This window comes from Natronorubrum thiooxidans, from assembly GCF_900156475.1.
GTDB classification, from domain to species: Archaea; Halobacteriota; Halobacteria; order Halobacteriales; family Natrialbaceae; genus Natronorubrum; species Natronorubrum thiooxidans.
Genome location: NZ_FTNR01000002.1, coordinates 223,478 through 238,551 on the forward strand (window position 1 = coordinate 223,478; position 15,074 = coordinate 238,551).

General features: G+C 61.8%; 12 protein-coding genes. 6 read left to right on the forward strand and 6 right to left on the reverse strand.

Annotated features, from left to right (window positions below):
• The first annotated feature begins 128 nt into the window (after positions 1-128).
• Positions 129-680 carry a hypothetical protein gene (locus tag BW940_RS04155; protein WP_076607929.1) on the forward strand — a complete coding sequence of 184 codons (552 nt, stop codon included), beginning with the start codon at positions 129-131 and terminating at the stop codon, positions 678-680.
• Between the two features lie 108 nt (positions 681-788).
• On the opposite strand, the gene BW940_RS04160 is transcribed toward BW940_RS04155, so the two are convergent.
• Together BW940_RS04160 and BW940_RS04165 are read right to left on the reverse strand one after the other, a co-directional pair.
• A complete protein-coding gene (locus BW940_RS04160; protein ID WP_076607930.1) occupies positions 789-1,247 on the reverse strand; it encodes an SPW repeat protein in 459 nt (152 codons plus the stop codon).
• A gap of 410 nt (positions 1,248-1,657) precedes the next feature.
• The gene (locus BW940_RS04165; protein ID WP_076607931.1) at positions 1,658-3,496 is read right to left on the reverse strand and encodes a carbamoyltransferase family protein; all 1,839 of its coding nucleotides are present in this window, start codon (positions 3,494-3,496) and stop codon (positions 1,658-1,660) included.
• 594 nt (positions 3,497-4,090) lie between these two features.
• Here BW940_RS04165 and BW940_RS04170 point away from each other — a divergent pair.
• Positions 4,091-4,873 (forward strand): carboxypeptidase-like regulatory domain-containing protein, encoded by a 783-nt coding sequence (locus tag BW940_RS04170; RefSeq protein ID WP_235847769.1) that lies wholly within the window; start codon positions 4,091-4,093, stop codon positions 4,871-4,873.
• Between the two features lie 101 nt (positions 4,874-4,974).
• Here the strand turns inward: BW940_RS04170 and BW940_RS04175 are convergent, their stop codons facing one another.
• The 4 genes from BW940_RS04175 to BW940_RS04185 form a co-directional block, all read right to left on the reverse strand.
• Positions 4,975-5,385, reverse strand: coding sequence for a hypothetical protein (locus BW940_RS04175; RefSeq protein WP_235847770.1), 411 nt, complete (start codon positions 5,383-5,385; stop codon positions 4,975-4,977).
• Between the two features lie 230 nt (positions 5,386-5,615).
• Entirely contained in the window at positions 5,616-5,765 is a 150-nt protein-coding gene (locus BW940_RS21675) for a hypothetical protein (protein WP_173834841.1), read from the reverse strand.
• Between the two features lie 232 nt (positions 5,766-5,997).
• Positions 5,998-7,806: a glutamine--fructose-6-phosphate transaminase (isomerizing) gene (gene glmS / locus BW940_RS04180; protein ID WP_076607933.1), complete on the reverse strand. Its 1,809-nt coding sequence runs from the start codon at positions 7,804-7,806 to the stop codon at positions 5,998-6,000.
• Positions 7,807-8,205: 399 nt separating this feature from the next.
• On the reverse strand, positions 8,206-8,898 hold the full coding sequence (locus BW940_RS04185) for a helix-turn-helix transcriptional regulator (protein WP_076607934.1): 693 nt from the start codon (positions 8,896-8,898) through the stop codon (positions 8,206-8,208).
• Between the two features lie 357 nt (positions 8,899-9,255).
• Between BW940_RS04185 and BW940_RS04190 the strand changes: the two genes are divergently transcribed.
• The 4 genes from BW940_RS04190 to BW940_RS04205 all read left to right on the forward strand — a co-directional run bounded on the left by BW940_RS04190 (position 9,256) and on the right by BW940_RS04205 (position 14,767).
• Positions 9,256-10,656, forward strand: coding sequence for a nucleotide sugar dehydrogenase (locus BW940_RS04190; protein WP_076607935.1), 1,401 nt, complete (start codon positions 9,256-9,258; stop codon positions 10,654-10,656).
• 109 nt (positions 10,657-10,765) lie between these two features.
• Positions 10,766-11,839: a DUF354 domain-containing protein gene (locus BW940_RS04195; RefSeq protein ID WP_076607936.1), complete on the forward strand. Its 1,074-nt coding sequence runs from the start codon at positions 10,766-10,768 to the stop codon at positions 11,837-11,839.
• Positions 11,836-12,798 (forward strand): glycosyltransferase, encoded by a 963-nt coding sequence (locus BW940_RS04200; protein ID WP_076607937.1) that lies wholly within the window; start codon positions 11,836-11,838, stop codon positions 12,796-12,798. Before BW940_RS04195 ends, BW940_RS04200 begins: the two co-directional genes overlap by 4 nt.
• The gene (locus tag BW940_RS04205; protein WP_076607938.1) at positions 12,788-14,767 is read left to right on the forward strand and encodes a hypothetical protein; all 1,980 of its coding nucleotides are present in this window, start codon (positions 12,788-12,790) and stop codon (positions 14,765-14,767) included. The genes BW940_RS04200 and BW940_RS04205 overlap by 11 nt, the downstream gene beginning before the upstream one ends.
• Positions 14,768-15,074 lie beyond the last annotated feature (307 nt).

Genomic DNA, 15,074 nt, shown 5'->3' on the forward strand with positions numbered 1-15,074 from the left:
ATCGTCGGCTGTTCGAAGCGGTCTCCTCGAGCAATCGACTCGAGTCGTCACGGACAATGTCGACTCGATGCCATGGCTGTTGGCTGCGCCTAACAAAGCTGGGAGCACCGGAATCCGGAACGTGTCACATGGCTCGTTCACGCGATGATCCGGAGCCGACGGCGTCGACCGTGCTCGTGACTATCGTGGTCGTCTTGTTCACCTTCGCAATCCTTGGGCTAGTCTTTCTCCCTGCCATCGGACTGGATCGGCCGAACTCGGCCGACGAGTCCGGAGCTGAAACTGAGCTCCCGGCCGACGACTCGAGCAACGAGCCGTCGACGGCGGCTGAGAACACCAGCGACGACGCTGACGACAGTCCAAGCGGTGCGGAGGCAGTCGATGCCGATACCGACTCGGATGGAGCTGCCGAGGGAGCGCAACCGGTTTCGGACGACGATGACCGTGTTGACCCGTTCGACGGCGACGAACCAGCAGCGGATCCGTTCGACGGTGAGCCACCGAGTGGACCGGATGATGGTCCGTTCGATGACGATGACGGCCCGCTCGAGAACGGGAGTCCGTTCGATGACGACGACGGCCCACTAGATGATCGTGGCCCGCCCGACGATGCTGGCCCGCCGAGTGAGACAGGAGTGCCTGCTGGCGCTGGTCCACCGGACGATGCTGGCCCGCCGTAACCCGTCGCGGACGGTCCGCGACAGTCTCTCGAGCGGAGACTTCTCACGCCGACGACATCAGTGATCGGCAAAAGCCGCCGTCGGAACCGTCCGGGATGGCTGGGGATGTCACCGCGTTCCGGCTGCCGTCCCGGTTCGGACAGCCGTCCCCGCTGCGTACGCAATGTACGCGGCGAGCACTGCCATGATGAGTCCCGAAACCACGTTGCTCCAGACGAGTCCCTGTGCAGCGACGTCGAGCCCTTCCATCGCGACCTGTCCCTCGAAGGCGAAGGGGGCAGCGATGGTCCACAGGGCGAGCAGTGCGACGAGTGACATCACGCTGGTGCTGGTCGGATAGGCGTTGACAATGCGATAGTAGTTGTACCCCGCAAGCAGGAAGATGGCTGCCCCGACCAGCACGTTGTTCCACGTCATGGACGCGGCGGCTTCGTAGATCGTCGGCGAGACGGCGATCCACAGGCCGATCAGGGAAACGATACCGCTGAGCCATTTTTTGCCCGCCGGTTCACCCTGTTCTCGAGTGCGTGGCTCTCCAGTCGGGTCGGTGGTCGTGGACTCGCTCATGGTGATCGCCAGCCGAACAGTGGTTGAGACCGGGCAAAAGGCGTCGTGACTGTTTCAGTCAGCCGGTAGACATCGCTCCAAAACCACACCCCAGTGCCATCAATGTGTTCGGTCGGCGCGCTCGAGCAAGATCCTGTTTCGACACGCCAATCAGACACTGGTCGCTCTCCCGGGGCTCGGTTAGTACTTGCTTACTTCGTTTCGGCCGTTTGGCTCTATTGAACCCCTCACGACACTACGCCGTCGGTACGTGTCGACATCTCCCCGGATATCCTCGCCCAGATCGCTCTCAACCCGAACCCGGGCCACATGATTCGTGCTGAGCGTTTCGAAACGGTCGGCACGTACGATGCCGACTCGAGCGAAGCGACGGGTCGCTCGAGTCCACACGATCGGTCCATCTCTCGCGGTTACTGTACAAGCCGCTCGTCGGATATCGATCCCGTTGCGGTCCCGTCGTGACCCGCGTTCTGTCCCTCAGTGGCCGATTCGACTCCTGCATCGCTGATCTGATCTGGGTTGTCGATTACTTGTCTGGGCTTTTCCACGACGTAGTCGCCAAGCACGAGCAGATCCAGCCCCATCCCGTAGAAGTCCTTGACCGCTTCCGTCGGCGTGTTGACGATCGGTTCACCGTGGTCGTTGAACGACGTGTTCAACAGGACCGGCACGCCGGTGCGATCCTCGAACGCCGACAGCAAGCGGTAGTAGCTCGGGTGCTGGCCTTCGCGAACGGTCTGCGGGCGCGTCGAGCCATCCGCCGGATGGATAACGGCCTCGAGGTCGTCCATCTTCTCGGGGCGGACGTCGAACGCGTCGATCATGAACGGCGCGGGTCGGCCATCGACGAGATACTCGTCGGCGGCGTCCTCGAGCATCGATGGCGCGAACGGTCGCCACTCCTCGCGGTGTTTGACGAACCGGTTGACTCGATCGCGCGAGGCCGCAGTTCGCGGATCGGCGAGGATGCTTCGCGATCCGAGCGCCCGCGGTCCCATCTCTGCCCGTCCTCGGAACCAGCCGACTAGCGCGCCGTTTGCGAGTCGCTCGGCGACGTACTCCTCGAGATCAGCGGGCTCGGCGTACGCGATTTTGTTCGTCTCCAGCCGCGATTCGATCTCCGCGCGGCCGTACTCGGGACCGAAATAGACCGTCGACATCGTCTCGACCGACGCGGGGTCCTGTCCAATCCAGCCGGCACCGAGTGCGAGGCCGGCGTCGTGGGCGACGGGCTGGACGAAGCAATCGTCGACGACGGTTGCCTCACGAACCCGTTTGTTGAGTTTGCAGTTGAGCGCGACGCCACCGGCGAGGGCAACGTTCCCGGTCTCGACTGTCCCCGAATACGCCTGCACGATGTCGAGGACGATCTCCTCGAGGAGTTTCTGTGCCGTATACGCCAGATCCTTCTCCCACTGGTCGAAGGTTTCCGGCGACGACTTTCGTGGCCGATCGAAGACGTCCTCGAGCAGGCTGACGCCGTAGCCGGTGCCCCAGCGTTTCGTCACCTCGGTCACGTCGTACTCCGGGCCGACGTCGATGAGTTCACGCAGCGTCCGCTCGATCGCCGGGTTCTCCTCGCCGTAGGGGGCGAGTCCCATCACCTTCCCTTCGCCGTTGAACATCCGATAGCCGAGATATTCCGTAATAACCGCAAAGAGGAGGCCGAGACTGTTCGGATGTTCGTACGTGTGCACGCGCGTCAGCCCGGTTTCGTCGCCGCGCCAGACGACCGTCGAGTCGTACTCGCCTTTCGCGTCGATCGTGACGACGAGCGCCTCGTCGAATCCCGAGGGATGGAACGCGCTGGCAGCGTGACAGCGGTGGTGGGAGCGCAACTCGATCGGTGGCACCGGCGTGTCAATCTCGGCGAGGCGACGCTCGATCTGTTTCGTCGGGGCCAGTCGACTCTGTGCTTCAGTGACGATCGTACCCTCGAGTGCGGACAGCTTTCTCGCGAGGCCAGGAGCCCGAAGCGCATCGGTGAGATAGTGTGAGCGAATCCGAGACCGGAGGCTCGGGTCGTATGGAAGGAGAATCGTCTCGAGATCGGCAAACTCGAGGTCGCGGTACTCGAGGCAGGCTTCGATCGCGTTCGTCGGGAACGTCTCCGAGGCGTGTTTCTCGCGTGTCAGTCGCTCTTCCTCGATGCCAAAGACTGGCGTTCCGTCTTCGAACAGGACAGCACTGGGATCGTGCTGTCCGTACAGTCCGATCGCTGGTTTGAACGCGAGTCGGTAGTCACTCATCTTCTCTCCACGTTGTCTCCCACCGCCTGATACTATGGTCCCGTTAAACGCACTCTCGAGCGGCCGGAAACCCATAGCGGTGGTTCGGTTGTGGGCCGAACTGGTCGCTTCGGTCCGACCAACGGCGGCCGGTCGAGACACGAACGTGACGAGCGACTGATGGAGTGTGGCCGTGCTGTCGACAGTAACACGGACGTACGCGGCCGCTATCGGTTCGTGTCGGCAGCCGATTCAAACTGTTCACGTCACGAAAACGGTTTTAACAGCCGTATAGTGAACCACGCCAATGAGAAACTGTCTGCCAATGCAGCGAATAGTGTGTGTCAACCGCCCGTCGTGGAGTACATAGCGCAGACAACCACCAGCGTTTAGTTTCAGTTTCAGATACCGATTATGCGTCGTAACGCCCGACAACAGCGTTCGGAGACACGATCAATTCAGACGAATATTCAGATAGTGCTTACTCTCAGCGGAGTAGTACTGTTAGCTGCAGGGTTGCTACTCGCCGCGAGTGGCGGGTCCGTCGGCGGCACGTTCAGTTCAGTCACAGACAGCTGGGATGGAACACAGTCGACTGATGACGAGAGCGACGGCGTGGACTCGAATCCCGACCAGTCTACTGCCGACGACGGTGACGGAGACACCGAGACGTCCGACAGTAACAGTGGCGATGAGAGTGATGGAACCGGAAGCGATAGCGGGGACACCGGCAAGACGGACGAAAGCGATAGCACTGACAGCGACGGGAGCGATGGCGATGACAGTGGCGCAGACAATAATGACGGCGATGACGGTGATGCGGACGGAAGTGACGACGGGAGCAACGACAGCGAGACAGACGGTGGTGACGGCAGCGACGGGACGAACGACGACGAGACGCACACGCTGACCGCAGTCGTCGAAGACGGCGACGGCGACCCAGTCGACGACGCCACCGTCGAAGTGGATGCCTTCGGATTCGCCGAGGACTCGACGGTCGACAACGACGGCGAAGCCGAGTTCGACCTCGAGGACGGCAACTACACGGTGACCGCGTCCGCAGACGGCACCGAGACCGAGGAAGATGTCGAAATCGACGGCGACGACGACACGGTCACGCTGACTATCGAACAAGACGATACCGACGACGGGATGCACACGCTGACCGCAGTCGTCGAAGACGAGGATGGCGACCCGATCGAGAACGCCACTGTCGAAGTCGAAAAGCCCTGGTTCGACTCTTCGACGAAGTCCACCGACGACGGCGGCGAAGCCGAGTTCGATCTTGAGGACGACACCTACAACGTGATCGCGTCCGCAGACGGCACCGAGACCGAGGAAGATGTCGAGATCGACGGTGACGACAACACGGTCACCCTAACCCTCGTGGAGGACTGATCGACGCTGGCGGTTCCAGTTTTCGCGGTGACGACCCTCGAGACTCGAGTGACGCGTTTCTCCTCGAGTACAGTACCCTCTCTCGAGTCCGGATCGAGTCCCTACGAAACGGCTCGACGGCCCTGCTGTACGACGCTTCGGACGAACAGTAGACTGGCAAGGGCGACACCGCTGAGTAGCGTAAAAAACCCGCCCCAGAAGACGCCGCCTGCGGACGACGCATACAGCGCATAGAGACTCATCGCTGCGAGCCACAGCGTCACCGAGCCGACGACGCCGACGACGATTGAACTGACGGCAAGCCCTTCATGGAGTGGCTCGAGGAGCGCGACGAGACCGAGTACTCCGGGGACGACCAGTTCCGGGTTAACTGGGACCGGTCCGACAGTCAGCCACGTCGGATACGGCCGTGGTAACTCAAGGACGGTCACGACGGCGATCAGAATGACGAGCGCAGCGAGGAGCTGTTGACTAACACGAAATCGAGTGGACATCCAGTTCGAACTGAACATTCGCCCGTACTGTCATAACTGTTCGTTCGATAGCAACAGCCCGTGGAGTCGGTTCTCCGTCACAGAGCCAGAACGGGACGTGATCGGCAGTCGACGGCAACGGTCCGAGGCCCGTGATAGTCGCTCTGTGTGCGCGGCGGCCGGTGTTGGACGATGGACGCTGCGACGGCTCGAGGCCCGTAGAGCGCACGACGGGGCACTGGGCTCGCTGGTGGAACCGGAACCGAAACCTACAGCGGAATGGTTGCGATTTCGTCCGACCCACAGAGCGGGCAGGTGGTATCGTCGGCCGTGAGCGTCTTCCCACAGCGTCGACACTCGTAGTGAACGGGTGCGTGGCGAACTCCTTCGGTGTGCTGTTTGATCCAGTCTACGATCATATGGATTCTATGACTGTCGTCGGTCAGTGAATCACGTTCACCCTTGTGGCAAATACTTTGTGTATATTTGTAGTATTATACATTCTAGAACTAGACATATATCCAAAATAAAGACATTTACAGTGATGTATATGTGTAAATGAATGTCTGCCGCCGAAACACAGTTCCGATTCGACCTCACTCGAGACGCCGAACGATCCGTCAAAAAGTCGCTACGAACGGGTCGAGCCGATCATTCGACCGTCACGCTTTTCGCAAGGTTGCGGGGCTTGTCGATCGGTCGACCGAGCAGGTTCGCGGCGTGGTAAGAGAGCAACTGGAGTTGGACGTTCGCGAGCAGTCCCGCCCAGACGGGGTGGGTCTCGGGAACTGATAGCTGCGCATCGGCGACGTCAGCGAGGGGATTGTCGTCCGGGCCGACGGCAACGATCGGTGCGCCACGGGAGTTGGCCTCGATCGCGTTCGTCTTCGTCTTCTCGTCGCCGCTGCCGGTCAACACTGCAATCACCGGTGTCTCATCGGTCACGAGCGCGAGTGGCCCGTGTTTGAGTTCGCCCGAGGCGAACCCTTCAGCGTGCTCGTAGGTGATCTCCTTGAATTTCAATGCCCCCTCGAGTGCGACCGAGTGGCCGAGTCTGCTGCCGATGAAGAAGTACGACGTGCTGTCTAAGGTCTCCTGGGCGAGCATTTCGGCCTGTGAGTTCTCCAGAACGGTCTCGACGTGTGCCGGAAGGTCCGCGAGGGACTCGAGCATCGCCTCGCGGTCGTCGGCAGGTGTCGCATCCGGTACGTCTGCTGCAATATGCTGGGTGAGCAACGCGAGCGTGACCGCTTGCGAGGAGTAGGTCTTCGTCGCCGCGACGCCGACTTCCGGGCCGGCACGGATGTAGATCGCATCGTCGGCTTCGCGTGCGGCCGTCGAGCCGACGACGTTCGTGACGGCAAGCGATCGCGCACCGCGACCGGTCGCCGTTCGGACCGCATCGAGCGTGTCGGCCGTCTCCCCGCTCTGGGTGACAGCGACGACGAGTGTGTGCTCGTCGACCGGTCCCGACGTCGATTCGTACTCGCTGGCACGGAGGACTTCCGTGGGGATTCCTGCGGCTCGCAACAGCTGGCCGCCGTACATCGCGGCGTGATAGGAGGTTCCACAGGCGACGAACTGGACAGTGTCGACGTCAGTAAACGAGTCAGCCGGGAGATCCTCGAAGGCGACGTCACCGTCTTCGATCCGGCCCTCGATCGTGTTCGAGAGCGCGGTCGGCTGGGAGTGGATCTCCTTTTTCATGTAGTGGTCGTACTCGCCTTTCCCCGCGTCTTCGGGGTCCCAGTCGACGGTATCGACCGCGCGGTCGATCGGGGTTCCCTCGAGGTCGGTAATCCGGTAGGAGTCGGGCTCGAGCACGACGAGGTCGCCATCCTCGAGGTAAATGACCTCGTCGGTGTGATCCAGAAACGCCGGGACGTCGCTGGCGAGGAACCACTCCTCGTCGTCCAGCCCGAGCACGAGCGGCGACCCTTTCCGGGCGGCGTACACCGCCTCCTCGCCGTCGACGATCGCGGCGATCGCGTAACTGCCCTCGAGCGTGTCGACGGCCTGTCGGACCGCCAGTTCGGTGTCGCCGGTTTCGTCTCGATACTTGTCGATGAGATGCGGGATGACCTCCGTGTCGGTATCGCTTTCGAACTCGTGGCCCTTCGCTTTGAGCTCCGTTCTGAGTTCGTCGTAGTTGTCGATGACGCCGTTGTGGACGACGGCGACGTCACCGACGGTGTCCGTGTGCGGGTGGGCGTTTGCGTCGGTCGGCGGCCCGTGGGTGCTCCAGCGGGTGTGGCCAATACCCATGTTCCCGTTCGGACGGCCGCTCAGCGTCGATTTGAGCTCCGATACCTCGCCCGAACACTTGTGGACCTTGACACCGGAGCCGTTCTGGACGGCGATCCCTGCCGAGTCGTAGCCGCGGTACTCGAGATTCTCGAGGCCAGACAGCAGCGTCTCTGCTGCGTCGCCGTGGCCGATCCGCGCGATAATACCACACATTAGCCGATCACCGCCGTTCGAGGGGCAGTTTTCGACCACGTCAGACGACCGGGCAGACGCGCTGCAACGGGACGACCCGCGTTCGCGACGGTCGTATCCAGTCGATTCGGGACGGCTGCCTGAGATGCAGTACGTGTGTATGTCATTGTTGTCACCGACCCGTGGTCGCCGAGTATCGGACGCCGGGTCTCTACTCGCCCCAACTCACAGACGAGCCATTACTATACCACGAATAAGACAGTCGCCATCGATTGTGGAACGCTGAATTCGGTTGCAGATCTGCAATCGGCATGAACAACGGAAACGGTTTCAGGCCGATCAGACAGCAGTCGTGTGAATTGCCCTCTCTCACCACGAACAACTGTCGGCCACGAAACACGGCTGTCAGAAATGGAGTTGTCAGTGGTGTGAATGGTGTGAACCGACTCCCGGGTTCTCAACCTCGTCCGACTGTGTCGCCTCGGTTGAGCGCTCGGAAAGGCGAATGACGTTCTCTCGGCCGGCCGAAATCTTCTCGATCATCTCGTCGTCGTGCATCTGCGAGCAGATCCGGCTGACTTTCGACTTCGACCAGCCGGTCTCTTCAGCGATCCGATGCTGGCGAATGCGGCCCTGATTCGCAACGAGCAGCCGAACAACCAGTCCCTCGTCGCTCAAGAGTTCCGGCGGTGTTTCCGGGGAGAAATACTGTGCATACGAGTCCGTCTTGGTGGGTGAGCTGTCGGTCGGTTTCGACTCAATCGTGCCATCATCGACGTCTGCCGGCTCGTCTGCCGCTGGTGATTCGGCCGTTCGTGTCGACACCGGGAGGAGTGTGGCAACCTCGAGGGTGCGTTTCGACATCGTTTCGGCGAGACGGACGCCGACAAGCCCGCCGATCAGTAGGAAGAGAACGACGATCAGGGCCGCTTCCCAGACCGAGACGTTACGAAGGACCGACAGCCAAGACACCAGTCCAGCTGGCCAATTGCCAGTCCTGAGAAGCGCCGATGCGACCGTCTGTCCGTTGAGTTGGTGAACCAAAGCCGGCCCTCCGTCGGTCGAGATCGACCGCAGCGCGGTTCCGGCTCCGATCTGGAAAGTAGACACCATGGATGTCGCGGTTCTAACACGGTCGGCCTGTGGGGGACCCACGATACTCGTGATCCCGCCGACCGCACTCGAGATGTGCACTGTGGGGTTTTCATTATGGATCCGTATAACCCGGTTTAATAACGATTTAAACGCTCACGCTCTCGATTCGGGCAATCCATCGCTGAGACGTCCGGAGCCCTCACAGCACGCTGGTTTGCTGGCAGATGCTCCTGCTACAACCGTTTATTCGAGGTATAGTAAACCACCGATGGCGAGTGGGCTGTCCTGAGGAATGCCGTCGGTTGCAAAACGCGTACTGACCCGGAATCACCGTCGCACTCGGCTGTGTGACGGCCCAGCGACACCGCATCATCCATGACCACAACAATCAGCGACACGGAGACGCGAGGGGGCGAACGAGAGTACGATCGGTACCCACTGCAGACGGGTGAGGAGGGGACGACTCTCCAGCATATCGACGAACAGTCCATCCGCGAGGCGACGATCTGTGTCGTCGGACTCGGCTACGTCGGGCTCCCGCTTGCAGTCGGGTTCGCACAGTCGAACTACCGCGTCGTCGGATACGATATCGACGAATCGACGGTCGAAACGCTGCAATCAGGCGTCGACACGACCGGCGATCTCACCGACGAAGCCGTTCAGGACGGGGATATATCCTACACGACCGACGCGAGTCAGATCAGCGAGGCGGATTACATCATCATCACCGTCCCGACGCCGATCGATGACGACAACCGTCCCGACCTGAGCTACGTCGAAAGTGCGGCGACGACCGTCGGCTCGAAGATGAACCCCGGAAGCACGGTCATTCTCGAGTCGACTGTCTACCCTGGCTCGACGCGCGACGTGCTCGTTCCGGCACTCGAGGCCGCTTCCGACCTCTCTGCGGGGGAGGACTTCTTCGTCGGCTACTCGCCCGAACGCGCGACGCCCGGTGACGAGAAACACGGCCTCGCAGACGTCGTCAAGGTCGTCAGCGCACAGAACGAGAAAGTGCTCGACGACGTGGCGACCCTCTACGAGTCGATCATCGACGCGGGCGTCCACCGTGCCCCGTCGATCGAGGTCGCCGAGGCCAGCAAGGTCGTCGAAAACACCCAGCGCGACCTCAACATCGCGTTCGTCAACGAACTCTCGATGGCCCTCGAGCGCTTAGACGTCGACGGGCAGGCGGTCCTCGAGGCCGCGGGCACGAAGTGGAACTTCCACGACTACCGACCGGGACTGGTCGGCGGCCACTGCATCCCCGTCGATCCGTACTTCTTTACCTACCGGTCGTCCCAGGAAGGGTTCGAACCCGAACTCATGCAGACCAGTCGAAAGGTAAACGAGTCGGTGCCCGGCCACGTCGCCGAACTGACGATCAAGGCGCTCAACGAGTGTCACAAGACGCTCCGGGAGAGTCGAGTGCTGGTACTCGGGCTCTCGTACAAACCGGGGGTCGGGGACATTCGAAGCTCGAAGGTCGAAGCGGTCATCGACACCCTCCAGGAGTACGCGATCGATATCGAGGGGTTCGATCCGTTCGTGGACGACGAGACGATCGAGGATCAGTTCGGGATCGAAGCCCAGGACCGACTCTCGTTCGAGGGGTTCGATGCCGTCATGCTCGCGACGCCACACAAGGAGTTCGAAGAGCTGGACCTCGAGGCCGTGTCGACCGAACTCGCGGACGATCCCGCCCTGATCGACGTGACGGGGACACTCGAGGAAGCCGAAGCCACCGAGGCAGGGTTCGTCTACCGACGGTTATGAGCCACTCCAGTCACGCGCTCGACGGCGGGGCCGTCCCGACGGGGCTGGAGACGCCAGCTATGGCGGTCGTCGTTCGAGACTGCGCCGGCAGCATGGGGGCCGAGTGACGATGCGAGTCGTCGTAACGATTCAACACCCCGGACACGTCCACTTCTTTCGCCACCCCATCGCGGAGTTGCAGGCTCGCGGCCACGAGGTCCACGTCTTCGCCCGCGAAAGCGACGTGGCGATTGCCCTCCTCGAGGCGTACGACATCGACCACGAGGTGCTGGCCGGCGAGTCGGACTCGCTGCTCTCGCTGGCGACCGTCCAGGCGACCTACGAACTGCGACTGCTGGCCCGGGCGCGCCGGATCGATCCGGACGTGATCACGGCGATCGGTGGCGTCGCCGCCGCCCACGTGTCGTCGGTGCTTGGCACGAAGAGTGTCATCTTCTACGACACCGAACACGCGACGCTCATCACGAGACTCGCCTACCCGTTCGCGGACGTGATCTGTACGCCGTCGTGTTATCGGGCCGAGATCGGCCCGGCCCAGCGGACGTATCCGGGATATCACGAACTCGCCTATCTCCACCCCGACCGCTTCGAACCCGATCCGACGGTTCGCGAAGCAGTCGGCCTCGAGCCCGATGATCGGGTCGCCCTCGTCCGACTCAGCAGCTGGGAGGCCTCACACGACGTCGGCCACGGCGGCTTCGACGACCCGCGCGAGGTCATCGACCGGCTCGAGGCCGCCGGCTGTTCGGTCTTGCTGACGGTGGAAGGCGAGCCCCCGGCCGACCTCGCGTCCTACCAGTTCACGACGTCGCCGGACCGAATGCACGATCTGCTCGCCGTCGCCGATATCGTCGTCAGCGAAGGCGCGACGACGGCCGCCGAAGCGGCCGTACTCGGCACGCCCGCCATCTACGTGAACCCGGCGTCGCTCGGCTATACGGCTGAACTCGAGGCCGAGTACGGGCTGTTGTTCGGGTTCGACGGCCCGGATCGCCACACGCGCGCGCTCGATCGGATCGACTCGGTCCTCGAGGAGCCTGCCGACACGTGGACACAGCGACGCGAGCGCCTGCTCGCGGACCGGATCGACGTGACGGAATTCATCGTTCGACAACTCGAGACGGTTGCGAGCCCACAGGTGTCGAACCGATCGCCATCCGCAACGAATCCACGCAAATCATGAAGGTACTCCAGGTGGTCACCTCACCGCGGCCGTTTTTCGACCAGCAGGTGGCAGCGCTCGAGACGCGTGGCATCGACTGTACCGTCTGCAGTGTGCCCGGCGCACACCGCGGTGATTCGACCCGCTCGCTGACGGACTACGCGCGGTTCTATCCAGAACTGCTCTCGGAGCTTCGCTCTGAGGAGTACGATCTGGTCCACGCAAACTACGGGCTCGTCGCGCCGTTTGCCCTTGCACAGCCAACTCGGCCAGTGGTACTGACGCTGTGGGGAACGGATCTGATGAGCGATCAGTCGTGGCTGCGATCGCTCAGCCAGTACAGCGCCCGCCACGCGAGCGCGACGGTCGTCCCGAGCCATACGATGTCGCGTGCGCTCGAGGCCGACCACGAACTGATCCCGTTTGGGGTCGATACGGACTTGTTCAGGCCGATTCCACAGCAGGAGGCACGTGACCGAATCGGCTGGAACACCGATCGACCGATCGCGCTCTTTCCGTACGACCGCAGCCGCGACGTGAAAGACTACGACCGCGCTCGCCGGCTCGTCGAGCACGCCGACGCCGATCTCGAGCTTCGCGCGGTCACCGGCGTCGACCACGATAAAATACCCTACTATATGAACGCGAGCGATGTTCTGCTCGTCACTTCAAAACGGGAGAGTGGACCGATGGTCGTCAAAGAAGCCGCTGCATGTACTCTGCCGATCGTCTCGACCGACGTCGGATTCGTTAGCGAGACAATTGGTGACGTGCGAAACTGCGTCGTCAGCGACGACGACCGCGAGTTGATCGACGGCCTCGAGACCGTCGTCGACGCGGACAGCCGATCCAACGGACGCGACGTGATCGATGGGCTCGGCATCGAGACACTGGGTGAGAACCTCCACGGGCTGTATCGTCGCGTCCTCGGCCGAGACGACCCGACGGAGCGTCGAACGGAGGTCGGCCATGGGATATAAATCGATTTCAGAACTGCGCCCGTTTCGGCTCGACACCGTCGCAGCGATTGTTGGCCTTCTGATCGCGCTGGCGCTGTTGCCGCTGCGATTGTTCGCATCACAGATCTACCTCAACACCGTCCCGATCGTCCTCGGGATCGCGTGCGTACTGTATCTCATCGGCCTGTACCAAGGCGAGAATTCGACAACGATTCCGGCGCTTCCGTCGACGGTCTCGATGACGCTCCCGACTGTCGTTCTAGGCGGACTTTCAACAATGGTCGTACTACCGGCGCTACAGGGAGCACGGACGCCGGTCTTTTTCGGCCTGGCGAGTCTCGTCGGGACGCTCGTCATCGGGCAGATCGTGTTCGCGAACGACCGCGATTTCAAACCGGGGCTCCTCTTGCTCCAGATCGTTCTGTTCGCGTTCGTCTTCCGGTTTACCGCACTGTACGCGACAGCGGGATACATCGGCATCGACGTCTGGACCCACGCAGAGCTCACACACGCGATTCTTGAGGAGGGGTCGGTCGGTGGAATTTCCGACGACAAACACTACGCATCGCCGTTTTATCACCTGTTGGTCGCCGCCTCATCGCTGCTCTACGACGTTCCGTTTCGACTCGCGTTGTTCCTCTCCGTCGGCATCGTGATGCCCGTCTCGGTGTTGCTCATCTACGCGACCACGAACCTGCTCGTCTCACAGCGATGGGCGACGTTGGCGACGGCACTCTTTGCGTTCGCGAGTCACGTCTCGATGTGGGGGATCCATCTCATCCCCACGAGTCTGGGACTGGTCTTCTTCCTCGGGATGGTGTACGCGTTGATTCGGGTGATGCGGATCGAGTACACCATGCGTGATTTCTCGTTGCTGTTGTTGATGAGCGTCGCCGTCATCCTTACTCACCAGGTATCGACGTTCATCATGCTCGTGTTGTTACTCGCGGCGTTTATCGCACAGCTCGTCTTCGAGGTCGGTCCCCTCGGGCTGACACGACTTGACACGAGCGTCTTCCGGACAAAAAAACCGGTCAACCTCATCGGACTCGTCGTTTTCAACCTCGGGCTGACGATCTTCGTCTGGTCGCTGACGCCGTATCGCCAGCAGTCGTTTCTGGCAACCGTCCTGAGTTTCTTCAGCCAGACCCTCGAGGAAAGTGCCGGCTTTCTCAACATCGCGAGTGACACCTCGTCGGAGACGGCCGAGGCAGGGGCCGAAGCGACGCCGACACTGCTCGAGCAGGTCGTCCCCTACGTCGACGCGCTCGGGTTCCTGTTCCTGCTCGGCGCGACGTTCGTCGGCTGTCTGTACGTCGTCCACAGGCGACGGGCAGAACAGTCCGTGTTCACGCTCTTGCTGGCGGCGGCATTCATGCTAGTGTTCGTGCTCGGGCTGCCGATGTTCGGGATCAGGAACTTCATTCCGACCCGCTGGTTCGCCTTCTTGTTTGCACCGATGGCGATCCTCGGCGCGATCGGCCTGCGAACGCTCAGCCAGGGGCTCAATCCCAAAATCGTGGTCTCCGTGCTCTTGATGGTCGTGCTCATCTACCCGGGTGCGATGATATTTGCGGTTGAGAGCAACGTCGATAATCCGGTCTTCGACGAGCAACACGAACGGCTCGCCTACGACGAATCCGAACTCGCCGCCGTCGAGTCGATCGGCCGCCTGACTGGCTCACCGAGCGGCCAGGAGATCCGCCCGGACCAGCAACTCCACACGGACCACCCGTATCAGACGCTGTTCAGCCGAACCGGCGCGTACCCATCGACGACGACGGCGACGGTGCCGGATAACGGCGTCGCCGACCACGACTACGTCGTCTACCGGTCGACGCAGTCGACCAGTGCGACGTACTTCAACGACGCCGATGGAAACGGCCGGATCGAACAGCTCACACAGTCGCGACTCTGCAGCCCGGCACAGGCCACCGTCTACACCAACGGTGACGTAACGATGTGTACGGCCTCGCCGGCGTCCAGCTGAGAGCGGTCTCGCTGGCGAGATCATCTGCTTTTCCGCGCCGTCAGTTCTCTCCTGAGCCACCTCTGTAGCGGCTAGCGTAACATTGCACCGATCACGGGCGTCGTGCGATGTATTTCTCGCCCGTTGTGAGCTCTCTATTACGGCTTCTCACCCTCCAGAGAACGCCTCGAGGAGCGGGCTGTTCGATACGACTCACGCTCGACTCGAGTGGTGACGCCGGTCGTACGTCATTTTCGACGCAACCGGAACCGTCTGTTCGGGTGCAGCTGATAGGGATTCTCGTCGCCAACACGAGGGGGCGCGAAGC